The sequence below is a fragment of the Comamonas squillarum genome, assembly GCF_025309455.1.
Lineage (GTDB): Bacteria > Pseudomonadota > Gammaproteobacteria > Burkholderiales > Burkholderiaceae_C > Comamonas > Comamonas squillarum.
Genome location: NZ_CP104377.1, coordinates 2,767,501 through 2,792,657, shown reverse-complemented (window position 1 = coordinate 2,792,657; position 25,157 = coordinate 2,767,501). Strand labels below are relative to the sequence as shown.

Genomic DNA, 25,157 nt, shown 5'->3' with positions numbered 1-25,157 from the left:
GTGCTCAGTGCGACGCAGCGTGGGCAAAGGCCCAGCACTTGGCCGCGGCAAAGGTGAATACCGCCACGACGACCAGCACCGCGACCAGGCTCCAGGCGTAGTGCAAGTGCAGCTGGTGCAGGGCCAGGTAGTAGAGCAGTTCATTGAGGGCAAAGGAGCTGCAGGCGACCAGAAAGAAGCGCGGCAGCGCCTGGGCATGCGGCGCCTGTTTATCGGCAAAGGTCAGCCAGGCGTGCCCGCTGTAGCTGACCACAAAGGCGACCAGAAAAGCCAGCACATTGGCCAGCAGCGGTGCCATGCCTGCGCCGCCGACCAGCAGCAGCACCACCAGCAAATGGGTGGCAGCGGCCGAGCCGCCCACGGCAATAAACTGCAGCCCCTGGGGCAGTCTGCGCAGGCGATCGGCCAAGGCAGCGATCGGCAAGCTCAGGACTCCGGCGGCATCGGCGCGACCGGTGCGGGCGCGGTGGCGGATGCGGGCACAAGCGGGGGCGCAGCGGGCTCGCTGCTCACGGGGCTGCGGTCGTCGTTGTTCGCCACGATGTACAGGGGCCGGCGCTTGACCTCGTCGTAAATGCGGCCGATGTACTCGCCCAGCATGCCGATGGACATCAGCTGCACGCCGGAGAACAGCATCAGGCCGGCGGCCAAGGTCGGCCAGCCATCGATGGGGTTGTCCAGCACCAGGGTCTCGATGGTGATGTAGATGCCGTAGATGATGGCGATAACCGAGATGCAAAAGCCCACCAGGCTCCAGATACGCAGCGGCAAGGTGGTGAACGAGGTCAGGCCCTGGAACGCCAGCGCGAAGAGCCGGTGAAAATTGAAGCTGGACTGGCCGCTGCGCCGGCTGTCGGGCACAAAGGGCAGTGCCACGCTCTTGAAGCCGACCCAGGCGTACAAGCCCTTCATGAAACGGTTGCGCTCGGGCAACTGGCGCAGCGCATCGACGACCTTGCGGTCCATGAGCCGGAAATCGCCGGCATTCTCGGGGATATGGATCGCGTTGTCGCGGTTCATCAGGTAGTAGAACAGCGACGTGCCCCAGCGCTTGGCCTTGGCTTCGCCGGCGCGGTCGGCAATCACGCCGTAGACCATGTCATAGCCGCCCTGCCACAGCTGCACCATCTCAGCAATCAGGGGCAGCGGGTGCTGAAAATCCGCATCGATCAACAGCACCGCATTGCCGCGTGCATAGTCGAGCCCGGCGGTCATCGCCGCTTCCTTGCCAAAATTGCGCGCCAGCTGGATGTAGTGCAGCGGCAGCTGCTGGCCCAGGCGCTGGGCCACCTCATCGGTCGCATCCTTGCTGCCGTCGTTGACCAGCACAATCTCGCATTCCACGGACAGCGCGCGCACCGTCTCGTACAGGGCGGGCAGAAAGGCTTCCAGGTTGCTGGCTTCGTTGTAGGCGGGCACCACGCAGCTCAGGCGCAAGGGCGGCCTGGGCGCTGTGCGGGCGGCGGGCGGGGCGGGGGGCAGGGTATCAGGCATAGATGGGCTGCATTTGCGCGCAGTCTAGCGCATGGCGCGGTGGCATCCCAGCAGAATCTGCGATTGCCGTGCAGGGCGCTTGACTGCATACTGCGGTGGATGAGCACCGCCACCTTGCCTGCCCCGCATTCCAAAGCACCAGCCTATGTCTCCATGCAGGGCCTGGATAACGCCTATGTCGAAGGCCTGCGCGACATTTTTGAAGAGCGCATCGTTTTCAACAAGCTGCTGGGGCTCAAGCTCCAGGCCGTGCAGGACGATGCGGTCTGGGCGAGTCTGGAGATGCGCGCCGAGCTGATTGGCCATTTTGGCCTGCAGCGCGTGCACGGGGGCGTCATCAGTGCCAGCCTGGATGCGCTGGGCGGCATCGCGGTGATGGCGGCCTCCGGCGCCAAACATGTGGGTGAGCCGGTGATGCAGCGCCTGATGCGTTTTGCCAAGCTGGGCACCATTGATTTGCGGGTCGACTACCTGCGTCCGGGCACCCACGGCCCTTTTGGGCTGCAGGCCCGGGTGCTGCGCTTGGGCTCGCGGGTGGCCACGACGCGCTCGGATTTTTGCGACAGCAGCGGCCAGGTGCTGGCCACGGCCACGGCGGCCTATATCGTGTCCTGAAGCGGGCTGGCGGTACTATTGCGATGTTGGGAAATGTGAGATTTGTCCGACCTATGAAAGTATTGATAGGAAAGGCCGCCATAGTTGCCGCCTGTTACGACTAGTGTCAAATTTTGTGAACACCCTAGCTATAAATTGAATAGCATGTTGAAGCTTTTCACAAGGAGAACCGATGGCTGTACAAAACCCTTTCTTCGGCGGACGCCGTGACAATGACTCTTCTGCCTCCAAATTCATGGGAGGCAATGCTTCGAGTACTTCGGGCAGCACCTTGCCCAGCACCGCAGCGGGCTCTGCCAGCTCCGTGCTCGGCGGCAACCTGAGCGGCCACAAGGCCGACGAGCCCAGCAACCTCTCTCCTACCTCTTCCTACACCAGCACCGTGACCACTGACACCACCGCCGGCACCGGCAGCAAACTGACTGTTGGCCCCAATATCAAGCTCAAGGGCGTTGAGATCACCGATTGCGACACCTTGGTGGTGGAAGGCACGGTCGAGGCCACGATGGATTCGCGCGTGATCCAGATTGCCGCAGAAGGGGCCTTCCGTGGCTCGGCGGAGATCGATATCGCCGAAATCCATGGCGAATTCGAAGGCAACCTGACGGTGCGCGACAAGCTGGTGATTTTTGGCAGCGGCCGTGTGCACGGCAAGATCCGCTACGGCAAGGTCATCATCGAAGAAGGTGGTCAGCTGACCGGCGAGATCGAGTGCTCCAACAGCACGCGCAAAACCGTGGCCGCCAGCACCACGACCAGCAAGACGGAAAAGCCCGCCGAAAGCCTGGCTTGATCGCTGAGGCCCCGGCCTCCCGCTTGTGAAAAAGCCGCTGCAGCGCAGATTTGCGTTGCAGCGGCTTTGGTGTTTTTAGGCCGGTCGCCGGTGGCCCATGGCCGGTCAGACCGGCAGCGGAGGCACGGTGCGGGGATGGCCTTCGTCATCGATGGCGACATAGGTCAAGGTCGCCTCGGTCACCTTGAAGAACTGGCCTTGCTTGGACAGGCGCTCGGCAAACACCTCGACCTGAACCGTCATCGAGGTCGTGCCCACACGCACCAGCTTGGCGTAGAACGACAGGATGTCGCCCACGCGCACGGGCTGCTTGAAGATGAATTCATTGACCGCCACGGTGACGGTGCGGCCGCGCGAGTGGCGCAGCGGCAGTACCGAGCCGCCCAGATCCACCTGCGACATGACCCAGCCGCCAAAGATATCGCCGTTGGCATTGCAGTCGGCGGGCATGGGAACCACGCGCAAAACCAGCTCTTTGTCCTGGGGAAGCGCGTTGGATGCGGTGCGTGGGGTATTCATGGTCACAATGGAGGTCTATAACAAACCCACCATTGTCTCCGATGCGACGTTATGCCGAGGCGCCCGCCGCCACAAGCCCTACCCCTAGTGATGGAAAAAATCTGACCGCTGGCGACGGCCGTACCTTGAAGCGACTGCTGCCGTATTTGTGGACCTACAAGTGGCGGGTGCTCGCCGCCCTGGTGCTGATGGTGGGGGCCAAGGTGGCCAATGTCGGCGTGCCGGTACTGCTCAAGCATGTGGTCGATGCGCTCGATATCCGGCCCGGCCAACCCCAGGCCTTGCTGGTGGTGCCGGTGGGACTGCTGCTGGCCTACGGGGGCCTGCGGCTTTTGACCTCGGTGTTTGGCGAGCTGCGCGAGCTGGTGTTCTCCAAAGCCACGCAGGGCGCCGCGCGCGCAATTGCGCTGCAGACCTTTGAGCATCTGCATGCGATGAGCCTGCGCTTTCACCTCGAGCGCCAGACCGGCGGCATGACGCGCGATATCGAGCGCGGCGTCAAAGGGGTGGAATCCCTCATCTCCTACTCGCTCTACAGCATCGTGCCCACCTTGATCGAGCTGGCGCTGGTGCTGGGCATTCTGGCCGTGCAGTTCGATATCTGGTTTGCCATCATCACCATCGTTGCGCTCACGGTCTACATCACGTTCACCGTGGTGGTCACCCAGTGGCGCACGCATTTTCGGCGCGAGGCGAACCTGATCGACTCCTCGGCGCACAGCAAGGCGATTGACTCGCTGCTGAACTACGAGACGGTGAAGTACTTCAACAACGAGGCCTTTGAAGCCCAGCGCTATGACGGGGATCTGGAAAAACTGCGCCGCTCGCGCCTCAAGAGCCAAAGCAGCCTGAGCCTGCTCAACAGTGGCCAGCAGCTGATCATTGCAGTCGCGCTGGTCGCAATGCTGTGGCGTGCCACCCAGGGCGTGGTCGACGGCCGGCTCAGCCTGGGCGATCTGGTGATGATCAATGCCTTCATGATCCAGCTGTACATTCCGCTCAATTTCCTGGGCACCTTGTACCGCGAGATCAAGCAAAGCCTGACCGACCTCGACCGCATGTTTGTGCTGATGGACCAGCAGCGCGAGGTGGCTGATGCGCCGACGGCCCAGCCGCTGGCGCTGCAGGCCGAGCCTGAGCTGCGTTTTGACGACGTGCATTTTGCCTACCACCCGGATCGCCCCATTTTGCAGGGCCTGAGCTTTGTCGTGCCTGCGGGCAAGACCGTCGCGGTGGTGGGCCCTTCGGGCGCCGGCAAATCCACGCTCGCGCGGTTGATCTTTCGTTTTTACGATGTGCAGGCGGGCGCCATCCGCATTGCGGGCCAGGACATCCGCGATCTGACGCAGGACAGCCTGCGCCGCGCCATCGGCATCGTGCCGCAGGACACCGTGCTGTTCAATGACACCGTCGCCTACAACATCGCCTATGGCCGGCCCGGCGCATCGCAACAGGAGATCGTGCAGGCTGCGCAGGCCGCGCGCATCCACACGATGATCGCCGCCTCACCCGAAGGCTATGCCACCCGTGTGGGTGAGCGCGGGCTCAAGCTCTCGGGCGGCGAAAAGCAGCGCGTGGCCATTGCCCGCACCTTGCTCAAGAACCCGCCGATCCTCATCTTTGACGAGGCCACCTCGGCGCTGGACTCGGCCAACGAGCGCGCCATCCAGCAGGAGCTGCAAAAGGCCGCGCAGGGCAAGACCACCTTGGTGATTGCCCACCGCCTGTCCACCGTGGTGGATGCGCATGAAATCCTGGTGATGGACGCCGGCCGCATTGTGGAGCGCGGCACCCATGCGCAGCTGCTGGCGCAGGGTGCGCGCTATGCCAGCATGTGGGCCTTGCAGCGCAACCAGGTGCAGCAGTAGATTGAAATTTGCTTAGCGCTTGCTGCGCGAGAGCCGCTTGACGTTGCTTACGGCCTTGGCATGGACGGGTGTGATGCCGGCGTTGAGCACGTCGGTGACGGCCCGTACCTGCTGCGTGACCATGCGCGAGGTAGCCTTGCCCACGCCAAAGGCGGCCAGCGGGTTGCTGCTGCCGGGGGTGAGCGGCCCTGGGACGGTATACAGGCTGGCGGCGGCCTGCCAGTAGGCTGTACAGGCCTGGGTCCACATCCCGATCCAGGATTCGTAAAAGGCGGTGACCTTTTCGTTGCCCATACGGTAGAACTCTTGCTGGTCGCGCGCCGAAGGCTGGGTGCCAGCGAGCATCATGCGGCCCACGCGTTGTGCGACCACCTGGGGAGCAGCCAAGCTGAGCTCCAGGCTTTTGGTGGCCAGATTCTGGACCTTGGCTTGGGTAGTGTGTCTTGCAGTCATGGGCATTCCCAGTGGGTTAAAACTAAGGAAATTGTAGAAAGCTTTGAAGAATGCTGCATTGCAGCAACTTCACCTGCCTGCACCCATGGTTATTGCTTAAGCCATTGATATGAAAAGAATACCTGTATTTCTTGCACCATTCTTGTGGGGTAGGTGCAGCGCTTGACCTGGCCTAGGACTGCGCATTGTTTGCAATGGCTGGCGCGTCCTGTTGCTGCAGCGCCTCCAGCTCGTCGCTGCTGAAGACGCGCGAGCGCGTGTGAAAGGCCTTGCCCTCGGGGCCTTCGAGTGAGAAGGTGCCGCCGCCGTGCGTGTCGATCACATCGATGATCAGCTGGGTGTGCTTCCAGTACGCGTACTGGGAGGTGCTCATGTAAAACGGGCAGCCCCCTATATCGCCCAGGTAGACATCGCCCTGGCCAATCGTCAGCTCGCCCAGCAGGTAGCAGTTGGCCGCGCTGTTGTCGCAGCAGCCGCCCGATTGGTGAAACATCAGGCCAGGGCCATGCTTGTCTTTGAGCAAGGCAATCAGCGCTTGCGCGGCCGGGGTGGCCACTACCTTTTCCACAACCATGTTGCTGTCTCCTGTGAGGTGGGCAAGGCAGGTGCCATGCCGGCGGGAATGGGTGGTGTTGCACAGGCGGTGTGCGTGGCCCCAGCCCTGACTGCTGAGGCAGCCTGGGTCGGGCACACCGCCCTGCATACCCTGTCTATTAGAAGAAGCCCAGCTTGTTTTCGGAGTAGGACACCAACAGATTCTTGGTCTGCTGGTAGTGGTTGAGCATCATCTTGTGGTTCTCACGGCCGATGCCGGACTCTTTGTAACCGCCAAAGGCGGCATGCGCGGGGTAGTGGTGGTAGCAGTTGGTCCAGACGCGGCCGGCCTTGATCGCGCGGCCCATGCGGTAGGCCAGGTTGCCATTGCGCGTCCACACACCTGCGCCCAGGCCGTACAGCGTATCGTTGGCCAGCTCCAGCGCTTCTTCTTCGGTCTTGAAGGTGGTGACGGCCAACACCGGGCCAAAGATTTCTTCCTGGAAGATGCGCATCTTGTTGTGGCCCTTGAACACCGTGGGCTGCACATAGTAGCCGCCGTCCAGGTCACCTCCTAGCTTGGCTTCGGCGCCACCGATCAGCACTTCAGCGCCTTCCTGGCGGCCCAGGTCCAGGTAGCTGCTGATCTTGATCAGCTGCTCCTTGCTGGCCTGCGCGCCCATCATGCTGTCGGTGTCCAGCGGGTTGCCATGCTTGATGGCGGCAATGCGCTTGAGCACTTTTTCCATGAAGCGGTCATAGATGGACTCATGGATCAGCGCGCGGCTGGGGCAGGTGCAGACCTCGCCCTGGTTGAAGGCAAACAGCACCAGGCCTTCGATCGCCTTGTCGAGGAAGGCATCGTCCTGGTCCATCACATCGGCAAAGAACACATTGGGCGACTTGCCGCCCAGCTCCAAGGTGGCTGGAATCAGGTTGTTGGCAGCGGCCTGGGCGATGACGCGGCCGGTGCTGGTCGAGCCGGTAAAGGCAATCTTGGCGATGCGCTTGCTGTTGGCCAGCGGCATGCCGGCCTCACGGCCATAGCCGTTGACCACGTTAAGCACGCCGGCGGGCAGCAGGTCTTCGATCAACTCGATGAGGATCAGCAGGCTGATGGGGGTGGATTCTGCGGGCTTGAGCACCACGCAGTTGCCCGCAGCAATGGCGGGGGCCAGTTTCCAGGCAGCCATCAGGATGGGGAAGTTCCAGGGAATGATCTGGCCCACAACGCCCAGCGGCTCGTGGTAATGGTAGGCCACCGTCGTGTTGTCAATCTCGCTGATGCCGCCTTCCTGCGCCCGCAGCGCGCCGGCAAAGTAGCGGAAGTGGTCGGCCGACAGCGGAATGTCGGCATTGAGCGTCTCGCGGATCGCCTTGCCGTTGTCCACCGTTTCGGCGTAGGCCAGCAGTTCGGTATTGGCGTCGATGCGCTCGGCAATCTGCAGCAGCACATTGGAGCGCTCGGTGGCTGATTTCTTGCCCCAGGCATCGGCCGCGGCATGGGCGGCATCCAGTGCCAGCTCCACATCTTCGGCGGTCGAGCGTGCGGCCTGTGTGTAGACCTGGCCGTTGATCGGCGAGATCACATCAAAGTACTGGCCCTTGACCGGCGCCTTCCACTGGCCGCCAATGAAGTTGTTGTACTGCTTTTTGTAGCTGATCTTGGCGCCCGATTGGCCGGGAAATACGTATTGCATGGTGTGTCTCCTTGGAAATGGATATCGCAAGCTGATTCGTGCCGGATGCCAGCAGGAAAAGGCACGAGTCACACCTGAGATATCAAGATGCATGCCAGGCCCGATTGCGTGCCAAGTGCTTGATTTGTATCAGTCCCGCTGGCCGCGATGGCTGGCGTTGGAACAGCGCCGGACAATGCAGGTGTTCCAATCTGGAACAGTCGGACAGCGGCATGGCTATTCACGGCGACTCCGTGCGGCCGCTTTCCTATACTGTCCCCATGGGCCTGCGCAGACAGGCTTGCAAGGAGACAACATGGATCCCCAGATCACCTCCCAGGTGCTGCGCCAGGCACGGGTGCATTTGTTGGCACATGGTGAATGCCCGCCCGGGGCGGTGCAGGCGCGCATTGCCAGCTCCTGGCAACGCAGCCTGCGCGCAGGGGTACAGCCAGTCGGCCGGGTGTCTTGCGGCGATCCGCTCACCGGCTCCGAAATGCGCCAGGTGCTCACGCGCAGCGAAGACCTGCTGGCCATTGCCCGGCCGGTGATGGACTATGTGTTCGAGCAGATCCAGGACAGCCACAGCATGGTCATCCTGGCCAACGCCCAAAGCACCCTGCTGCACACCTTGGGTGACGCCCCTTTTCTGAACAAGGCCGAGCGCGTGGCGTTGCGCAGTGGCGCGATCTGGACCGAAGAGGCGCGCGGCACGAATGCGATTGGCACGGCGCTGGTGGAAGCCACGCCGCTGCGCGTCGAAGGCGCGGAGCACTTTCTGGAGGCCAACAGTTTTTTGAACTGCGCAGCCTCGCCCATCTTCAGCGCCCAGGGCCAGCTGCTGGGCGTGCTCGATATCTCTGGCGACCAGCGCCTGGCCCAGGCCCATACCTTGGGGCTGGCCACCACCGCTGCCCGCATGATCGAAAACCGCTGGCTGCTGGCACGCCACCAGCGCGACTGGCGCATGCATTTCCACACCCAGGCCGAAGGGGTGGGTACCGCCGCCGAAGGCATTCTGGCGCTGACGCCCGATGGTTTGCTGCTGGGCGGCAACCGCACCGCCATGCAAAGCCTCAAGATTGCCGCGGCCGACTGGGGCCATCTGCACTGGGACGACATCAGCGCGATGCCGCTGCGCGACTGGCTGGCCCGGGGCCATACCCAGACCGAGCGCCTGCATCTGGCGGCCCTGCACACCGGCCGCAGCGTGTTTGCGCGCCTGGTGCTGCCTCAGGCATCACACGCCACGCCGGTGGGCGCTGCACCGCCCGCGCTGCCAGGCGATCGCGCGGGCCGGGCGCCGCTCGTGGCCGTGCCCCAGCCAGCGGCGCCCGATGCGCTGACCCGGCTGGACACCGGTGACCCGGGCTGGCGCGCTGCGGCCGAGCGCGGGCGGCGCACCTGGGGCAAGGGCATTGCCTTGCTGGTGCAGGGCGAATCGGGCGTAGGCAAGGAGCTGTTTGCGCGCGCGCTGCACGACAGCAGCGCACGCCATGCCGCGCCTTTTGTGGCCATCAATTGCGCGGCGATTCCGGAGCATTTGATCGAGGCCGAGCTGTTTGGCTACGAGTCCGGGGCTTTCACCGGCGCCCGGCGCGATGGCCAACTGGGCCGCTTGCGCGAGGCCCAGGGCGGCACGCTTTTCCTCGATGAAATTGGCGATATGCCGCTGGCGCTGCAAACCCGTTTGCTGCGTGTGCTGCAGGAGCGCAGCATCACGCCGTTGGGCGGCGGCAAGGCCCAGCAGCTCGATTTTGCGCTGGTCTGTGCCACCCACCACCAGCTGCGCGAGGCGGTGGCGCAGGGGCGCTTTCGGGCCGATCTGTTCTACCGTATCAACGGCCTGGCCTTGCAGCTGCCCGCGCTGCGCGAGCGCAGCGACCGCGAGGCCATCACCCGCCGCTTGCTGGACCAGTTCAACCCCAGCCAGCCGGTACGGCTGCATCCTGATCTGGCCTTTGCAATGGCGCACTACCCCTGGCCCGGCAATCTGCGCGAGTACGCCAACGCGCTGCAGACCGCATCGGCGCTGTTGCTGCCCGGCGAGGACACGATTGGCTGGTCGCAGCTCTCCGACGATCTGGCGCAGGAGCTGCTGCGCTACCGCGAGGGCGCGCCGATGGCGGTAGCCGCTTTGGCCGCGCAAGCGCAGCCACCCAGCCTGCCGGCCACCGATCTGAAAACCCTCTCGCACACCGCCATTGCGCAGATGCTGCAGCAGTGCCGGGGCAATGTATCACAGGCGGCCAAGCTGCTGGGCATCAGCCGGCAGACCCTGTACCGCCGGCTCAAGACGGCTTAGGCTTAGCTGCATGGCCTAAGATAGCTGCTGCGCCGGCACATGGTGTGCCGCCTGTTTGTTGGAATGCCCATGCCCGCCTCTGAAAACCCTGCTGTCGCCACCTGGTCTTCGCGCTGGTGGGCCGATATCAGCACGCGCGAATTTGCCCAGGCGCAGACCAGCGGCCTGGCGGCCAGCACGGTGGCGGTGCTGCCCGTCGGTGCGGTGGAGCAGCATGGCCCGCATTTGCCAGTCTCTGTCGATGCCACCTTGCTGCAAGGCATTGTGGCGGCGGCCATGCCGCTGCTGCCACCCGATGTGCCCGTGCTGGTGCTGCCGGCGCAGAACATTGGCCTGAGCACCGAGCACCTGAACTTTCCCGGCACCTTGAGCTTGCCGCCCAAGCTCATCATCGACCTGTGGACGGCGCTGGGCCAGGCGGTGGCGCGTGCGGGTATCCGCAAGCTGCTGATGTTCAACACCCATGGCGGGCAGGTGGCGGTGATGGATATCGTCGCGCGCGAGCTGCGCATCGCCCATGGCATGCTGGTCTACAGCAGCAGCTGGGGCGGCCTGCCGTTGCCCGCTGAAGTGACAGGCCTGTTCAGCGCTGAGGAGCACCGCTTTGGCATCCATGGCGGCGAGGTGGAAACCTCGATGATGCTGCACCTTGCACCCGCGCAGGTGGACATGGCGCAGGCGGGTTGCTTCCATTCCACGTCGCAGGACCGGGCGCGGCGCTTTGCGATTGTGGGCAATGGCAAGAGCGCCAAGATGGGCTGGGCGATGGAAGACTACAACCCCTGCGGCGCCGTTGGCAATGCCGCGGGCGCCACGGCAGACAAAGGCCGGGCGGTGGTCGAGGCAGCGGCCCAGCAACTGGCCTTGCTGCTGCAGGAGATCCACCAGCTGGCGTGGACGGTGCCGCCGCGCTGATGGCTACCCGCTGAGGATCAACCCCGCAGCACCTCGCTGAACACGGCCGCATCGACATTGCCGCCGGTCAGCGCCAGGCCCACGGTCTGGCCGGTGATCTGTTCGCGCTCCTGCAGCGCGGCGGCCAGGGCGCCGGCACCGGCGCCTTCGGCCACATTGTGGGTGTCGGTAAACAGGAAGCGCATCGCTGCGCGCACCTCGTCGTCGCTGACGGCCACCAGGTGGTCCAGGTGCTGGCGCAGCACCGGCAGGGCCATAGGGTCAGCGCGGCGCACGGCCATGCCGTCGGCAATCTCGGTGCTAACCACGGCTTCGACCACTTCACCGGCGGCGATGGAATCACGGTAGGTGGTGGCGCCTGTGCTGATCACGCCGACAATGCGCACCGGGTGCTGCAAGGCCAGCTTGGCCGCCACGGCGGCGCAGGCGCCCGAGCCCAGGCCAATGGGCACATAGACGGTCTGCAAATGCGGCACGGCGCGCAAAAATTCCCACCAGTAGGTGCTGACGCCACTGACCAGGTCCGGGTGGTAGCTGGGCACCATGTGGGCGCCGCTGTGCTCGGCCAGCGCCATCGCATGCTCGCGGGCGGCCTGGAAGTCCTCTCCGTGCTCGATCAGCTCGGCGCCCAGCGAGCGCATCGCCATGTTCTTCTCGACCGAGTTGCCATGGGGCACGACGATGGTGCAGCGCACGCCATGGCTGCGCGCAGCCCAGGCAATGCTCTGGCCATGGTTGCCGCGCGTGGCGCTGATCACCTGCGCGGGCAGGGTGCCGCGCGCTGCCATCTGTGCAAAGTAAGACAGACCGCCCCGGATCTTGAACGCGCCGACGGGCGTGTGGTTCTCGTGCTTGAGCCAGCACTCGGCCCCCAGGCGTTCGCCCAGCAGCTGCCAGCGGTACTGCGGCGTGGCCTGGAACTCACGGTAGACGATGCGGGAGGCGGCCTCGATTTCGGCGAGGCTGGGCAGGGAGATGGCTTGCATAGATCAGAAAAAAGGGTGCGTTGAAGAGCGGGTCAGAGACGGCTGCGCAGCTGCACCAGCCCCTTGGGCGTGTGCAAATGCGCGACCAGCGCAGGGGTGGGCGCTTGGGCCACCTGTAAGGCGGGGTGGCTGCCCAGGCCTATTGCCTGCAGCGCGGCGTGCAGGGCCGCTGCATCGGGGTGCAACAGCTGCAGCTGCAGCAGTGCAACGCCTTTATCCGCCATGCTGGCTTCCGGGTGCTGGTCTCCCCATTCAATCAAGGTGGGCAGCAGGCCTTGGAGCAGGCGCTGGCCATCGGGGCGCAGGCCAATTTGCCAGGCCAGCAGGCCCCGGGGCGTTTGCCGGCTGGCGGCCTGGGGCGTGCCGGCGCCATAGCCCAGGGCGCGCAAGGCCTCGGTCGCTTGTGCTATGCCGCTGACGCGCGCGACCCAGTGGGTCAGCTGCGGCCCCTGGCTGCGCACCTGGGCCTGCAGCGCGGCATCGTCCATGTCAAACCAGCGGCGATGGCCGCCAGGCGCCTGGCCTTGCGGGTCGATCGCGATGATCTCCAGGTAACTCGCTGCAAAGGCCGGGCTGCTGATGCGCAGCAGGCGGTTGTGGGTGCCCATGAAGGCATGCTGGCCGCCCGCATCAGGCGTCACGCCCAAGCTCGCCTCGCACCAGGCCAGGCCTTCGTCCAGGCTGGCGGCCATGACAACCAGGTGGTCCAGTCCGGCGCCGTTCACAGCAGCACCTCGCCCTGGATGCCTGCGGAGATATGGCCGCCTACCCAGACTTGGCCTGCCGCATCCTGCGCGATGTTGACGATGCCGCTGCGGTCCAGGTTGATGCCCTGGCTGGCGACATAGGGGGCCTGCAGATGGCCCTCGGCCAGCAGCCACTGGGCCAGGCTGGCGTTGAGGCTGCCGGTGATCGGGTCTTCGCTGAGGCTGGTGCCGGTGTTGAACCAGACGCGCACCTCGATATCGGCCTCCGGTGGGCGGCTGGCCTGGCCCGTGGCGCCGTCAAACGCACGCGCCTCGCGGCTGGCGCGGCCGATCAGTGCCTTGCCCGCTTGCGGGTACAGCGCGGCCACGGCCACTTCCATGCCCAGGCCATGCAGCGCCGCCAGATCAGGCTGGATCGCAAGCACGGTGTCGGGGTCGTCCAGCAGCAAGGCCCAGAACACGGGGCCGTTGTCCAGCTTTTGCTGGGCCAGCACCTGGTCTGCCTGCAGCCCGATGGCCTGCAGCACCGGGGCCAGCTCGGCAGCGCTGATGGCGCTGCGGCTGAGCGAGGGTGCGGCAAAGGCCAGCCGGCCATTGCGCGCGTCTTGCTGCAAGGGCACCAGGCCCTTGGCGCATTCCTGCACAATGCGGCCGGTCTGCTGCGGCTGGCCGCCGGCTGCGAGCCAGGCGTGGCAACTGCCCAAGGTCGGGTGGCCGGCAAAAGGCAGCTCGCCGCCGGGGGTGAAGATGCGCACCCGGTAGTCCGCCCCCTGGGCGCGGCCCTCGGGTGTGGGTGGCAGCAAAAAGGTGGTTTCGGACAGATTGGTCCAGCGGGCAAAGGCCTGCATGGCCTCGTCGCTCAGGCCCTCGCCTTCGAGCACCACGGCCAGCGGGTTGCCACGGTAGGCGGTTTCGGAAAACACATCGACCTGCATAAAGGCGCGTGTACGCATAAGAGCTTCCTTTCTTCGGTATTCAGAGAACGACGTGGCCGGTGACCACGCTGTGTACCCGCCCCTGCACCCAGATCTGGCCCTGCGCATCGGCGACCAGGCGCATGCGGCCCGCGCGGCCGATCGCCGCCCCTTGCTGCACGCAGTAGGGCAGAGCGATATGGCCGGCTGCGCTGAGCCACTGGGCCAGGCTGGCATTGAGGCTGCCGGTGGCCGGGTCTTCGGCAATGCCGTAAGCGGTCAAGGTGATGCCGCGCACTTCCAGCACAGGTTCTGCCGCAATCGTGCCGCTGCAGGGCCGGTGGAGGGCGCAGAGGCCGGCCTTGATGCCCAGGGCCCGCAGCGCGGCCGCGTTGGGCTGGGCGCGGGGTAGCACCTCTATATCGCGCATCAGCAAACCCATCCAGCGTGATCCATTGTCCAGCCACTGCGCGGCGACCAGGTCATCGGCCTGCAGTGCCAGGGCGGCCAGCACCTGCGCCTGCACACCGGCGGGTACCTCGCTGCGCTGCAGCGGTGGCGCGGCAAAGGCCAGGCCCTCCAATCCGGCAGCAGCCGAGCGTTGGATGCTGACCAGGCCTTTGGCGCATTCCTGCACCACCCGCTGCGCTTGGCGCGGTGTGCCGCCGGCGTTGAGCCAGGCCTGGCAGCTGCCCAGGGTTGGGTGGCCGGCAAAGGCCAGCTCGCCCGCCGGGGTAAAGATGCGCAAGCGGTAATCGGCGCCACCGTCGGCCCCCTCGGCCGTGGGCGGCAGCACAAAGGTAGTTTCGGACAGGTTGGTCCAGCGCGCAAAGTTCAGCATCGCCGCGGCGCTGAGGCCCTCGCCATCGAGCACCACGGCCAGCGCATTGCCTTGCAGGGCATGGTCGGCAAATACATCGAGCTGGGCAAAGCGGCGTGGCTGCATGGTGGTTGGGTCTTGGGATGTCAACAAATGGTGGGGCGAGCCGTTTTGGCGCGGTGCGGGGAGCGGGCTGGGCGGCGCTTATTCGATCGTGATATCCAACACGCCCCGGCTGGCCGGGCGGGCCAGCATCGCGGCAAACCAGCGCTCCACATGTGGGTAGTGGGGCCGCTGGTAGGCGGCGGCGGGCAGGTTCCACCAGCGGTGCACCTCGCAGGCGACGGGGATATCGGCCATGCCGAACTGTGCGCCTTGCAGATAGGGCTGGCTGGCCAGATGCCGGTCCAGCAGCTGCAGCAAGGGCTCCATTGCGGCGATGGAGGCGGCGATCTTTGGCGCATCGCGCTGCGCGGGGGCGGTGCGGATGAGCTGGATAAACGCATCGCGCCCGGCGGGGTTCATCGTCGTTTGCTGCCAGTCCATCCAGCGCTCGGCATCAAAGCGCTGGGCCAGCGCTGCCGGGTAGAGCACGCCGGGCGCGTAGCGGGCGCAGAGGTAGCGCACGATCACATTGGACTCGAACAGGGTCAGCCGCATGGCGCCTTCGCCGTCTTCGATGGCCGGTACCATCGCATTGGGGTTGCGGGCCAGAAACTCCGGCGTCTGCGTGCCGCCAAACTTGCCGCCGGTGTCTATGCGCTCAAACGCAACGCCCACTTCCTGCGCGGCCCAGACGGCCTTGCGCACATTGATCGAGCTGATGCGGCCCCAGATTTTCAGCATGTCTCTTCCTTGGTATTGGCGCGCGGCCCGCGCACAGGCGGGCTGCGTGGTGGTGGTGTGGCCAGAGTGCCTGCCATGCGGACTGGCGCTCTGGCGATCAGGCCAGCTGGCTTATCGCGCTGCCAGCGCGGCACGCACCGTATCAGCCAGCGCCCGGATCGCAATATGGATCTGCTCTTCCGAGGCCGTTACATAAGACAGGCGCATCGTGCGGTTGTCGGGCTGGCTGGCATAGAAGGCGCTGCCGGGCACATAGGCCACATTGCGCTCGACGGCGGCGGGCAGCATGGCGACGGTATCAATGCCTTCGGGCATGCGCAGCCAGAGGAACATGCCGCCCGTCGGCGTGGTCCACTGCACATCCAGGTCCGCGAAATGTTCAGCCAGCGCGGCCAGCATCGCATCGCGCTGCTTTTTGTAGAGCGTGCGGATGGTGGGCACATGCTGGTCCAGAAAGCCGCTTTGCACCACCTCGGCCACCATGCGCTGGTTGAAGGTGGGCGTGTGCAGATCGGCCGCCTGCTTGGCCTGCAGCAGCTTGGTGTAGACGGCCTTGGGCGCCACCACATAACCCAGGCGCAGGCCGGGTGCCAGCACCTTGGAGAAGGAGCCCAGGTACACGCCGCCCTCGGGGTTGCGGGCGGTCAGCGGGGCAGGGGGCGCCTGGTCGTACCAGAGGTCGCCATAGGGGTTGTCTTCCAGAAACGGAATGCCTAATGTGGCCAGGCGGTCCACCACGGCCTGGCGGCGGGCGTCGTCCATGCTGCGGCCGGTCGGGTTCTGGAAGTTGGGCAGCAGGTAGACCATGCGTGCCTTGTCCGCGCCTTCTCCGGCTTTGCGCACCAGGTCGTCGGGGATCACGCCCTGGTCATCGCTGTCCACCCCCACCACCTGGGGTTGCTGGGGGGAGAAGGCCTGCAGCGCGCCCAGATAGGTGGGGGTCTCCACCAGCAGGCGGCTGCCCTCGTCGAGCAGGATCTTGCCCATCAAATCCAGGCCCTGTTGGGAGCCGGTGGTGATCAGCACCTGGTCGGGGCTGACGTCCCAGGGCAGCTGCTGGGCCACAAACTCGCGCAACGGCGCATAGCCTTCGCTGGCGGCGTATTGCAGCGCAGAGGCGCCGTCTTGCAGCAGCACCTTGTCCGCCGCTTCCTTGAAGGCCGCGATCGGGAAGGTCTTGGGGGAGGGCAAGCCACCGGCCAGGCTGATGATGCCGGGCTTCTCGGTCACTTTCAGGATCTCGCGGATCACCGAGGGGTTCATGCTGGCGGCGCGTTTGGCCAGGGTCCAGTTCGTCATCATTTCCTCATCTCATTACAGGTAGCCGGGGCGACAGCGCCCTGGCCGGGGTGGATGCAGCGCAGAGCCACCTTGGGGTTGGCGTATTGGCAGGGGCCGGGCGTCTGGGATGGCACACGGCGGGCGGCCTCTGCCGGCAGGCTTTTGGCCTGCATGTTGGTTGGTTTGCAGGGGCAGGCCTCATCTCGGGCCTGCCAGTAGGGCTTTGATTGTCCGTCTAGCGGTGGGCTTGTGGGTGGTGGCACAGGCTTTGTTTCTTGCGGGCTTCAGGCCTTGATCATCCAGGCTGCGGTCAGCACCAGGATCAGGGCCATCGCCCGGTTGAACCACAGCAGGCGCTGGCCCTGGGCCAGCCAGCTGCGCAGCAGCGCGCCAACGGAGGCATAGAGAAAGTTGCTAGCAAAGGCGTAAAACAGCATCACCGGCAGCACGATGGCCAGGCGCGTCAGCGCATCCTGAAAGCCGACAATCCAGCCCGCGACAATGGCCAGCGCCAACAACCAGGCCTTGACGTTGACGAATTGCAAGCCCACGGCCTGCCAAAAACCGAGCAGATGGCCGTTTTGGGCCTCAGCCAACCGGCCGCTGCGGCTGAGTTTGTAGGCCAGCCAGACCAGGTAGACAATGCCGACGGCCTTGATGGCGCCTTTGAGGGCGGGCGCCGCCATGACCAGCGCACCAACGCCGCTGGCGCAAAGCAGCAGCAGGGCGCCCCAGCCCAGGGGCACGCCCCAGACAAAGCGCATCGCGGGTTTGAGCCCCCAGTTGGCGCCCATGGCAGCCGCCATCGTGGTGTTGGGTCCGGGGGTAAAGCTCATGGCCGTGGCCAGTACCAGAAATGCGCTGAACTCTACGGCGGTCATGGTCGTTGTCATGGTGATCGTATCTACGGCCCTTGGGGGATCCCATCATGCCCTGCCGCTGCAGCATTCCCGCAGAGCGAGGGCGCAGGCCGGTTGCGGCGGGGACAGTCTGGGCCTCGGGGGCAGGCTTGCCAAAAAATAATGTAGCGCTGATAGCAATACAGTTACAGTACAGACAGAAAATCAATACCATGAACTGTATTGGTGCCAAAACCAGTACATCTCACTCTTTTGCCATGCTGACCCGCGATACCACCCATACCCTGACCGAGCAACTGGCGGCGCGCTTTGCCGAACGCATTCGCTCGCGCCTGCTGCCGGCCGGCGCGCGGCTGCCGTCGGTGCGGGCCTGCGCTGCCCAGCAAAGCGTCAGCCCCTATACCGTGGTCGCGGCCTATGACTTGCTGCAGGCCCAGGGCTTGGTGGAGGCGCGCCGCCAGCGCGGCTTTTATGTGCGTGACTATGTGGCCAAGGCCGTGGTCACCGCGCCATCCGCTGCACCTGCGGCCAAGGACAAGACCTTGAAGGATGCGGTGTCGCTGTCGCTGCCGGCGGCCTCTGCCCGCATCAATGCGACCTCGCTGATCCGGGGCATGATGCACAAGGCCACGCACCCGCAGCCGGGGGCGGGCATGTTCCCGCCCGAATGGCTGCAGAACCAGTTTTTGCAATCGGCGCTGCGCAAGGTCGTGGGCTCGGACGCGCTGCATGCCATGCACTGGAGCTACGGCGCGCCGATGGGCGATGAACTGCTGCGCACGCTGCTGGCCGATCGCCTCAAGGCGCTGGGCTTGCCGGTGGCGTTGGAGCAGGTGATGACCACGATGGGCGCGACCCAGGGCCTGGACATTGTCAGCCGCACCTTGCTGAGAGCCGGTGATGCGGTGATGGTCGAGGAGCCGGGCTGGTCGGTGGAGTTTGCCCGGCTTGCGGCGCTGGGCATGCAGGTGCTGCCGGTGCCGCGCGGGCCCGATGGCCCGGATCTGGCCGTCATGCGCCATTTCTGCGAAACCCATGCGCCCAAGCTCTATGTCAGCGTCAGCGTGCTGCACAACCCCACCAGCTACAGCCTGCACCCGGCAGCCGCCCACCAGGTGCTGCAACTGGCGCAGGCCTTCAATTTCTACATCGTCGAGGACGATACTTACAGCCATATTGCCCCCGAGCATGCCACGCGGCTCAGCGTGCTCGATGGCTTGAAGCGCAGCATCTATGTGAGCGGCTTTGCCAAGATTCTGGCGCCCAACTGGCGCGTGGGTTATATGGCGGCGCCACCCGATCTGGTGGACCGCATGCTGGACACCAAGCTGCTTTCGACCTTGACCAGCCCGGCGCTGATGGAGCGCGCGATGGCGCTGTGTATGGAAAACGGCCAGCTGCGGCGCCATATCGAGCGCATGCGCAGCCACCTGGTGCAGGCGCGCAAGCACAGCGTGCCGCTGGCGCTGGAGGCTGGTTGCCGCTTTGTCACCGAGCCCGCAGGCATGTTCGGCTGGGTCGATACAGGCATGGATACCGAGGTGCTGGCCCAGCGCATGCTCGATGAAAACTACCTGATTGCGCCAGGCAGCCTCTTTCATGCGAGCCGCCAGCCGTCCACGCTGATGCGCATCAACTATGCCTGCACGCAGGACCCGAGCTTCTGGCGGGTTTACCAGCGGGTGCGCGCGGAGTTTGCGCAGGCCGAGTCCATGCCGCGCTGAATCGCTAAGAACCTGTTCAAAGGCACAGCGCGGCGCCGGATCAGCTGGCCAGCTCTTCCCAGCGCATCAATGCTTCAAGCAGCTGCTCTTCAATGGCGGCATCGCGCTGCTGCAACTGCATCGCCTGGCCATAGTCCTTGGTGTAGAGGCTGCCATCGGCCAGCTTGGCCTGGATGTCCTTTTGCTCGGCCTCCAGCTCGGCAATGCGGGCGGGCAAGGTGTCCAGGTCGCGCTGGTCCTTGTAACTCAGCTTGCGCTTGGGCTGTGCGCTGGGCACGGCTGTTGCAGCGGGCGCTGGCGCTGGCGCGGGGGCGGCGGCGCCGGCCTTGCTCTCTTTGGCCAGCTTGCTGGCTTGCGCAGCATCGCGCTGCTCGGCAATCTCACGCGAGCGGCGTGACTGGATCAGCCAGTCCTGCACCGAGCCCTCGTACTCGCGCCAATGGCCATCGCCTTCGGCGGCGATGATGCTGGTGACGACGTTGTCCAAAAAGGTCCGGTCATGGCTGACGAGGAAGACCGTGCCGTCGTACTGCTGCAGCAGGTCTTCCAGCAGGTCCAGGGTGTCGATATCCAGGTCATTGGTGGGTTCATCGAGCACCAGCACATTGGCGGGGCGGGCAAACAAGCGGGCCAGCAGCAAGCGGTTACGCTCGCCACCCGACAGGGAACGCACCGGCGAGTGCGCACGTGCGGGTGAGAACAGAAAGTCGCTCAGGTAGCTTTTGACATGCTTGCGCTGGTTGCCGATCTCGATCCATTCGCTGCCCGGGCTGATGAAGTCCTCCAGGGTCGCATCCAGATTGATGGCATCGCGCATCTGGTCAAAATAGGCCACCTGCAGGTTGGCGCCCTGGCGGATCGTGCCGCTGTCTGCGGCCAGCTCGCCCAGAATCATCTTCAGCAAGGTGGTTTTGCCCGCGCCATTGGGGCCGAGCAGACCGATCTTGTCGCCGCGCAGCACCGTGGTGCTGAAGTTGCGCACAATGGTCCGGTCGCCAAAACGCTTGCTGACATCGGTCAGCTCGGCAACGATCTTGCCCTGGTAGGCGCTGCCCGTGCCCGAGGCAATGTCCATCTTCACACTGCCCTGGGCGGTGCGGCGTGCGGCATGCTCGTTGCGCATCACCTTGAGCCGCTCGATCCGGCTCTGGCTGCGCGTGCGGCGGGCTTCGACGCCCTTGCGGATCCAGATCTCTTCCTGGGCCAGCAGTTTGTCGGCCTTGGCATTGATCACCGACTCTTGCGCCAACTGCTCCTGCTTTTGCACGACGTACTGCGCAAAGTTGCCGGGGTAGCTGCGCAGCTGGCCACGGTCCAGCTCGACAATGCGGGTCGCGACCGCATCCAGAAAGGAGCGATCGTGGGTAATAGTAATGATGCTGCCCTTGAACTCCTTGAGCAGGTCCTCCAGCCAGGCGATGGAGTCCAGATCCAGGTGGTTGGTCGGCTCGTCGAGAAACAGTACATCGGGGCGCAGCACCAGGGCCTGGGCCAGCGCCACGCGCTTTTTCACACCGCCTGAGAGGTTGCCGACGACCGCTTGTGGGTCCAGGTGCAGGCGCTGCAGGGTTTCTTCCACGCGCTGCTCCCAGTTCCAGGCATCAAAGGCCTCGATCTGGGACTGCAGTGCATCCAGGTCCTCGCCGTCTTCGGCGGCAAAGTAGCGGTCACGGATGGCGGTCACTTCCGCGAGGCCGTCAGAGGCCGCTTCAAAGACCGTGTGCGCCAGGTTCAGGTTGGGTTCCTGGGCCACATAGGCGATGCGCAAGCCGTTCTGCAATTGCAGATTGCCGTCATCGGCCTTCTCCATGCCTGCCAGAATCTTCAGCAGCGAGGACTTGCCTGCGCCATTGCGGCCAATGAGGCCAACCCGCTCCTGGGACTCCAGGGCGAAGTCAGCGTGGTCCAGTAAGGCAACGTGGCCAAAGGCCAGTTGCGCGTCTAATAAGGTAATCAATGCCATGTTGGCGCCATTATCGGGTGCGCGCCAACCGGGCCCTGGTTGCAGGGAGATCGGCCCTGGCCGCGGCCCGTCTGCAGGGGCTACCATGGCTTCGGGCCGTCATCGGTAGGTCATGCAGATGCTGTCCAATCAGAAATTTTCGCCAACTGCGTGACGCCTCGGGAAAACGCCTATACAATAGCGTCTATCGACAGCACGATGCCTTGCAAAGCTGCCAGACTCGAAAGAGGGCGGTTCGCAAGGTTTGTTTTTTTGAGGTGCTGACAAGGGGTCTGGCGGAAACGCTAAAAACTTTGTCAAACAGTTCAAAAAGCTGTGCTACAATACAAGGCTTCGCTGATCGCGGCGAAGGGGATCTAAGGGTTGAGGCTCTTGGGTCAGGTCTTTAAAAATTAACAGCCGATAAGCGTGGGCGTTTGGTGGCGATTGCCATATGTTCTTCGGAGCAAAACAAGCGCTCACTTTAAACAGTAATGATGAAGATCTTAGGATCTTTTTTATTCCGTCAAGTGAGTGAGTAGTCGAGAGACTTTAAATTCAAGATCGAACTATAGAGTTTGATCCTGGCTCAGATTGAACGCTGGCGGCATGCTTTACACATGCAAGTCGAACGGTAACAGGTCTTCGGATGCTGACGAGTGGCGAACGGGTGAGTAACACATCGGAACGTGCCTAGTAGTGGGGGATAACTACTCGAAAGAGTAGCTAATACCGCATGAGATCTAAGGATGAAAGCAGGGGACCTTCGGGCCTTGCGCTACTAGAGCGGCTGATGGCAGATTAGGTAGTTGGTGGGATAAAAGCTTACCAAGCCGACGATCTGTAGCTGGTCTGAGAGGACGACCAGCCACACTGGGACTGAGACACGGCCCAGACTCCTACGGGAGGCAGCAGTGGGGAATTTTGGACAATGGGCGAAAGCCTGATCCAGCAATGCCGCGTGTAGGATGAAGGCCCTCGGGTTGTAAACTACTTTTGTACGGAACGAAAAGCTCTCTTCTAATAAAGGAGAGTGATGACGGTACCGTAAGAATAAGCACCGGCTAACTACGTGCCAGCAGCCGCGGTAATACGTAGGGTGCGAGCGTTAATCGGAATTACTGGGCGTAAAGCGTGCGCAGGCGGTTATGTAAGACAGAGGTGAAATCCCCGGGCTCAACCTGGGAACGGCCTTTGTGACTGCATAGCTAGAGTACGGTAGAGGGGGATGGAATTCCGCGTGTAGCAGTGAAATGCGTAGATATGCGGAGGAACACCGATGGCGAAGGCAATCCCCTGGACCTGTACTGACGCTCATGCACGAAAGCGTGGGGAGCAAACAGGATTAGATACCCTGGTAGTCCACGCCCTAAACGATGTCAACTGGTTGTTGGGAATTAACTTTCTCAGTAACGAAGCTAACGCGTGAAGTTGACCGCCTGGGGAGTACGGCCGCAAGGTTGAAACTCAAAGGAATTGACGGGGACCCGCACAAGCGGTGGATGATGTGGTTTAATTCGATGCAACGCGAAAAACCTTACCCACCTTTGACATGTACGGAAGTGACCAGAGATGGACATGTGCTCGAAAGAGAACCGTAACACAGGTGCTGCATGGCTGTCGTCAGCTCGTGTCGTGAGATGTTGGGTTAAGTCCCGCAACGAGCGCAACCCTTGCCATTAGTTGCTACGAAAGGGCACTCTAATGGGACTGCCGGTGACAAACCGGAGGAAGGTGGGGATGACGTCAAGTCCTCATGGCCCTTATAGGTGGGGCTACACACGTCATACAATGGCTGGTACAAAGGGTTGCCAACCCGCGAGGGGGAGCTAATCCCATAAAGCCAGTCGTAGTCCGGATCGCAGTCTGCAACTCGACTGCGTGAAGTCGGAATCGCTAGTAATCGTGGATCAGAATGTCACGGTGAATACGTTCCCGGGTCTTGTACACACCGCCCGTCACACCATGGGAGCGGGTCTCGCCAGAAGTAGGTAGCCTAACCGTAAGGAGGGCGCTTACCACGGCGGGGTTCGTGACTGGGGTGAAGTCGTAACAAGGTAGCCGTATCGGAAGGTGCGGCTGGATCACCTCCTTTCTGGAAAACAGCTTCGCTGTTTCGGTGGATGCTAACTTTGTGCAAACAAAGTTAAGTGCCATCGGCACGGCAGGAGCCAAAAAAGCAATCAAGATTGAACGCCCACACTTATCGGTTGTTGGAACACAAGCCAGGTGGCTAGCTCACAAGAGTTAGCTGCGTGGAATGGGTCTGTAGCTCAGCTGGTTAGAGCACTGTGTTGATAACGCAGGGGTCGTTGGTTCGAGCCCAACTAGACCCACCATAGATTCCAACGGATTAGAGGTTGAGCTTATGCCGCTTTAGTTAGTCGATGATTGACTAGAGCCAAGCAGTGCGAGGCGTCTGGTGCGAAGCACACTGATGTGTGTGAGCAGCGGGCAACGAAGCAATGCGCCGGCTATAGGCAATCAGGGGGATTAGCTCAGCTGGGAGAGCACCTGCTTTGCAAGCAGGGGGTCGTCGGTTCGATCCCGTCATCCTCCACCAATACTTTTACTGATAACTTATCACTCAACACCAAAGCGGTTTCGCAAGAGACTGTTTTGTTGTTGATTCCGGATTCCCGGATCAAACGGCTGTTCTTTAAAAATTCATAGAGTCGAAAATCAGCGTTGCTGGTGGAAACTGCACATTCGTAAAGGTTTAGTGCAGACCGTGCCACCAGCAACAATTTGATTGCGTCAAAACGAATGAAACTTTGCGAGAGCAATTTTATTCAGTAATGACGAATATTCTTCAAGAATGTGGATCTGGGCGACCGGGTCTACAGCAAAGATATTCACATTACGGCATAACGCGCGAGGTGAGAGACCTCGCAAAGCAGTTGCTTGGGTTCTTGAGCTTGAGATCTAGAGATAGATGTCAAAGTTATAGGGTCAAGTGACTAAGAGCATGTGGTGGATGCCTTGGCGATGATAGGCGACGAAAGACGTGATAGCCTGCGATAAGCTTCGGGGAGTTGGCAAATAAACTTTGATCCGGAGATTTCTGAATGGGGGAACCCACCTAGCAATAGGTATCGGCAACTGAATACATAGGTTGTCGAAGCGAACCTGGAGAACTGAAACATCTAAGTACCCAGAGGAAAAGACATCAACCGAGATTCCGATAGTAGTGGCGAGCGAATTCGGAAGAGCCTTGCAGTGATAGTCAGTGTGTTAACAAAACGGAATGGAAAGTCCGGCCATAGTGGGTGATAGCCCCGTATGTGAAAACGCATTGGTGGTACTAGGCTGCAGACAAGTAGGGCGGGGCACGAGAAACCCTGTCTGAATATGGGGGGACCATCCTCCAAGGCTAAATACTCATCATCGACCGATAGTGAACAAGTACCGTGAGGGAAAGGCGAAAAGAACCCCGGGAGGGGAGTGAAATAGATCCTGAAACCGCATGCTTACAAAAAGTCGGAGCCCTTAGGGGTGACGGCGTACCTTTTGTATAATGGGTCAGCGACTTACATTCAGTGGCAAGCTTAACCGAATAGGGAAGGCGTAGAGAAATCGAGTCCGAATAGGGCGACAAGTCGCTGGGTGTAGACCCGAAACCAAGTGATCTATCCATGGCCAGGATGAAGGTGCCGTAACAGGTACTGGAGGTCCGAACCCACTAGTGTTGCAAAACTAGGGGATGAGCTGTGGATAGGGGTGAAAGGCTAAACAAACTTGGAAATAGCTGGTTCTCTCCGAAAACTATTTAGGTAGTGCCTCAAGTATTACCTGCGGGGGTAGAGCACTGTTTAGGCTAGGGGGTCATGGCGACTTACCAAACCTATGCAAACTCCGAATACCGCAGAGTACAGCTTGGGAGACAGAGCACCGGGTGCTAA

The 25,157-nt window shown here is 62.8% G+C and carries 20 protein-coding genes, 2 tRNA genes and 2 rRNA genes (1 of these 24 running past the window's edge); 10 read left to right on the top strand and 14 right to left on the bottom strand.

Translation table 11 applies throughout. From position 1 onward, the window contains the following. Positions 1-4: 4 nt before the first annotated feature. Both N4T19_RS12900 and N4T19_RS12895 read right to left on the bottom strand, forming a co-directional pair. Complete coding sequence (locus N4T19_RS12900) at positions 5-430, bottom strand: GtrA family protein (protein ID WP_409935205.1); 426 nt, start codon at positions 428-430, stop codon at positions 5-7. Continuing rightward, positions 427-1,494: a glycosyltransferase family 2 protein gene (locus N4T19_RS12895; protein WP_116926378.1), complete on the bottom strand. Its 1,068-nt coding sequence runs from the start codon at positions 1,492-1,494 to the stop codon at positions 427-429. The genes N4T19_RS12900 and N4T19_RS12895 overlap by 4 nt, the downstream gene beginning before the upstream one ends. A gap of 99 nt (positions 1,495-1,593) precedes the next feature. Between N4T19_RS12895 and N4T19_RS12890 the strand changes: the two genes are divergently transcribed. Both N4T19_RS12890 and N4T19_RS12885 read left to right on the top strand, forming a co-directional pair. Further along, positions 1,594-2,109 carry a thioesterase family protein gene (locus N4T19_RS12890; protein WP_116926379.1) on the top strand — a complete coding sequence of 172 codons (516 nt, stop codon included), beginning with the start codon at positions 1,594-1,596 and terminating at the stop codon, positions 2,107-2,109. Between the two features lie 172 nt (positions 2,110-2,281). After that, positions 2,282-2,902: a bactofilin family protein gene (locus N4T19_RS12885; RefSeq protein WP_260718231.1), complete on the top strand. Its 621-nt coding sequence runs from the start codon at positions 2,282-2,284 to the stop codon at positions 2,900-2,902. A 105-nt stretch (positions 2,903-3,007) separates the two neighbouring features. Here N4T19_RS12885 and N4T19_RS12880 read toward each other — a convergent pair whose 3' ends face one another. Next, positions 3,008-3,421: an acyl-CoA thioesterase gene (locus N4T19_RS12880; RefSeq protein ID WP_021028940.1), complete on the bottom strand. Its 414-nt coding sequence runs from the start codon at positions 3,419-3,421 to the stop codon at positions 3,008-3,010. Between the two features lie 41 nt (positions 3,422-3,462). Between N4T19_RS12880 and N4T19_RS12875 the strand changes: the two genes are divergently transcribed. Next, positions 3,463-5,289 carry an ABCB family ABC transporter ATP-binding protein/permease gene (locus tag N4T19_RS12875; RefSeq protein ID WP_182343665.1) on the top strand — a complete coding sequence of 609 codons (1,827 nt, stop codon included), beginning with the start codon at positions 3,463-3,465 and terminating at the stop codon, positions 5,287-5,289. A gap of 12 nt (positions 5,290-5,301) precedes the next feature. Here N4T19_RS12875 and N4T19_RS12870 read toward each other — a convergent pair whose 3' ends face one another. The 3 genes from N4T19_RS12870 to exaC all read right to left on the bottom strand — a co-directional run bounded on the left by N4T19_RS12870 (position 5,302) and on the right by exaC (position 7,976). After that, on the bottom strand, positions 5,302-5,742 hold the full coding sequence (locus tag N4T19_RS12870; RefSeq protein ID WP_260718230.1) for a polyhydroxyalkanoate granule-associated phasin: 441 nt from the start codon (positions 5,740-5,742) through the stop codon (positions 5,302-5,304). Positions 5,743-5,914: 172 nt separating this feature from the next. Beyond that, on the bottom strand, positions 5,915-6,316 hold the full coding sequence (locus N4T19_RS12865; protein WP_260718229.1) for a DUF779 domain-containing protein: 402 nt from the start codon (positions 6,314-6,316) through the stop codon (positions 5,915-5,917). 139 nt (positions 6,317-6,455) lie between these two features. Next, complete coding sequence (gene exaC / locus N4T19_RS12860; protein WP_116926383.1) at positions 6,456-7,976, bottom strand: acetaldehyde dehydrogenase ExaC; 1,521 nt, start codon at positions 7,974-7,976, stop codon at positions 6,456-6,458. Positions 7,977-8,271: 295 nt separating this feature from the next. On the opposite strand from exaC, the gene N4T19_RS12855 reads away from it, so the two are divergent. Together N4T19_RS12855 and N4T19_RS12850 are read left to right on the top strand one after the other, a co-directional pair. Beyond that, positions 8,272-10,260 (top strand): sigma-54-dependent Fis family transcriptional regulator, encoded by a 1,989-nt coding sequence (locus N4T19_RS12855; protein ID WP_260718228.1) that lies wholly within the window; start codon positions 8,272-8,274, stop codon positions 10,258-10,260. A 69-nt stretch (positions 10,261-10,329) separates the two neighbouring features. After that, positions 10,330-11,175, top strand: a complete 846-nt coding sequence (locus N4T19_RS12850) for a creatininase family protein (protein WP_182343660.1) — start codon at positions 10,330-10,332, stop codon at positions 11,173-11,175. A gap of 17 nt (positions 11,176-11,192) precedes the next feature. Here N4T19_RS12850 and N4T19_RS12845 read toward each other — a convergent pair whose 3' ends face one another. From N4T19_RS12845 to N4T19_RS12815, 7 genes are all read right to left on the bottom strand, one after another. After that, a complete protein-coding gene (locus tag N4T19_RS12845) occupies positions 11,193-12,161 on the bottom strand; it encodes a threonine dehydratase (RefSeq protein ID WP_260718227.1) in 969 nt (322 codons plus the stop codon). A 32-nt stretch (positions 12,162-12,193) separates the two neighbouring features. After that, the gene (locus N4T19_RS12840) at positions 12,194-12,886 is read right to left on the bottom strand and encodes a VOC family protein (protein WP_260718226.1); all 693 of its coding nucleotides are present in this window, start codon (positions 12,884-12,886) and stop codon (positions 12,194-12,196) included. Further along, a complete protein-coding gene (locus N4T19_RS12835; protein WP_260718225.1) occupies positions 12,883-13,821 on the bottom strand; it encodes a PhzF family phenazine biosynthesis protein in 939 nt (312 codons plus the stop codon). Before N4T19_RS12835 ends, N4T19_RS12840 begins: the two co-directional genes overlap by 4 nt. 22 nt (positions 13,822-13,843) lie before the next feature. Next, positions 13,844-14,728 (bottom strand): PhzF family phenazine biosynthesis protein, encoded by an 885-nt coding sequence (locus N4T19_RS12830; RefSeq protein WP_260718224.1) that lies wholly within the window; start codon positions 14,726-14,728, stop codon positions 13,844-13,846. A 78-nt stretch (positions 14,729-14,806) separates the two neighbouring features. Next, entirely contained in the window at positions 14,807-15,448 is a 642-nt protein-coding gene (locus N4T19_RS12825) for a glutathione S-transferase (RefSeq protein WP_182343651.1), read from the bottom strand. 111 nt (positions 15,449-15,559) lie between these two features. Continuing rightward, complete coding sequence (locus N4T19_RS12820; protein ID WP_182343648.1) at positions 15,560-16,747, bottom strand: aminotransferase-like domain-containing protein; 1,188 nt, start codon at positions 16,745-16,747, stop codon at positions 15,560-15,562. 266 nt (positions 16,748-17,013) lie between these two features. Beyond that, a complete protein-coding gene (locus N4T19_RS12815) occupies positions 17,014-17,610 on the bottom strand; it encodes a LysE family translocator (protein ID WP_116927847.1) in 597 nt (198 codons plus the stop codon). 236 nt (positions 17,611-17,846) lie between these two features. Between N4T19_RS12815 and N4T19_RS12810 the strand changes: the two genes are divergently transcribed. Further along, on the top strand, positions 17,847-19,313 hold the full coding sequence (locus N4T19_RS12810; RefSeq protein ID WP_116927848.1) for an aminotransferase-like domain-containing protein: 1,467 nt from the start codon (positions 17,847-17,849) through the stop codon (positions 19,311-19,313). A gap of 40 nt (positions 19,314-19,353) precedes the next feature. On the opposite strand, the gene N4T19_RS12805 is transcribed toward N4T19_RS12810, so the two are convergent. Continuing rightward, the gene (locus tag N4T19_RS12805) at positions 19,354-21,276 is read right to left on the bottom strand and encodes an ATP-binding cassette domain-containing protein (RefSeq protein WP_260718223.1); all 1,923 of its coding nucleotides are present in this window, start codon (positions 21,274-21,276) and stop codon (positions 19,354-19,356) included. Between the two features lie 545 nt (positions 21,277-21,821). On the opposite strand from N4T19_RS12805, the gene N4T19_RS12800 reads away from it, so the two are divergent. From N4T19_RS12800 to N4T19_RS12785, 4 genes are all read left to right on the top strand, one after another. Further along, positions 21,822-23,350 (top strand): 16S ribosomal RNA (locus N4T19_RS12800). Positions 23,351-23,517: 167 nt separating this feature from the next. Continuing rightward, a tRNA-Ile gene (locus tag N4T19_RS12795) sits at positions 23,518-23,594 on the top strand. A gap of 148 nt (positions 23,595-23,742) precedes the next feature. Beyond that, positions 23,743-23,818, top strand: a tRNA-Ala gene (locus N4T19_RS12790). Positions 23,819-24,205: 387 nt separating this feature from the next. After that, positions 24,206-25,157: ribosomal RNA gene (locus N4T19_RS12785) — 23S ribosomal RNA — on the top strand (it continues 1,927 nt past the right edge of the window). Together the 16S and 23S rRNA genes with 2 tRNA genes alongside form the textbook arrangement of a ribosomal RNA operon.

Coding starts and splice junctions, on each gene's coding strand:
- N4T19_RS12895 (WP_116926378.1), bottom strand. CDS start 1,494: ATGCCTGATACCCTGCCCCCCGCCCCGCCCGCCGCCCGCACAGCGCCC.
- N4T19_RS12890 (WP_116926379.1), top strand. CDS start 1,594: ATGAGCACCGCCACCTTGCCTGCCCCGCATTCCAAAGCACCAGCCTAT.
- N4T19_RS12885 (WP_260718231.1), top strand. CDS start 2,282: ATGGCTGTACAAAACCCTTTCTTCGGCGGACGCCGTGACAATGACTCT.
- N4T19_RS12880 (WP_021028940.1), bottom strand. CDS start 3,421: ATGAATACCCCACGCACCGCATCCAACGCGCTTCCCCAGGACAAAGAG.
- N4T19_RS12875 (WP_182343665.1), top strand. CDS start 3,463: ATGCGACGTTATGCCGAGGCGCCCGCCGCCACAAGCCCTACCCCTAGT.
- N4T19_RS12870 (WP_260718230.1), bottom strand. CDS start 5,742: ATGACTGCAAGACACACTACCCAAGCCAAGGTCCAGAATCTGGCCACC.
- N4T19_RS12865 (WP_260718229.1), bottom strand. CDS start 6,316: ATGGTTGTGGAAAAGGTAGTGGCCACCCCGGCCGCGCAAGCGCTGATT.
- exaC (WP_116926383.1), bottom strand. CDS start 7,976: ATGCAATACGTATTTCCCGGCCAATCGGGCGCCAAGATCAGCTACAAA.
- N4T19_RS12855 (WP_260718228.1), top strand. CDS start 8,272: ATGGATCCCCAGATCACCTCCCAGGTGCTGCGCCAGGCACGGGTGCAT.
- N4T19_RS12850 (WP_182343660.1), top strand. CDS start 10,330: ATGCCCGCCTCTGAAAACCCTGCTGTCGCCACCTGGTCTTCGCGCTGG.
- N4T19_RS12845 (WP_260718227.1), bottom strand. CDS start 12,161: ATGCAAGCCATCTCCCTGCCCAGCCTCGCCGAAATCGAGGCCGCCTCC.
- N4T19_RS12835 (WP_260718225.1), bottom strand. CDS start 13,821: ATGCGTACACGCGCCTTTATGCAGGTCGATGTGTTTTCCGAAACCGCC.
- N4T19_RS12830 (WP_260718224.1), bottom strand. CDS start 14,728: ATGCAGCCACGCCGCTTTGCCCAGCTCGATGTATTTGCCGACCATGCC.
- N4T19_RS12825 (WP_182343651.1), bottom strand. CDS start 15,448: ATGCTGAAAATCTGGGGCCGCATCAGCTCGATCAATGTGCGCAAGGCC.
- N4T19_RS12820 (WP_182343648.1), bottom strand. CDS start 16,747: ATGACGAACTGGACCCTGGCCAAACGCGCCGCCAGCATGAACCCCTCG.
- N4T19_RS12815 (WP_116927847.1), bottom strand. CDS start 17,610: ATGACCGCCGTAGAGTTCAGCGCATTTCTGGTACTGGCCACGGCCATG.
- N4T19_RS12810 (WP_116927848.1), top strand. CDS start 17,847: ATGCTGACCCGCGATACCACCCATACCCTGACCGAGCAACTGGCGGCG.
- N4T19_RS12805 (WP_260718223.1), bottom strand. CDS start 21,276: ATGGCATTGATTACCTTATTAGACGCGCAACTGGCCTTTGGCCACGTT.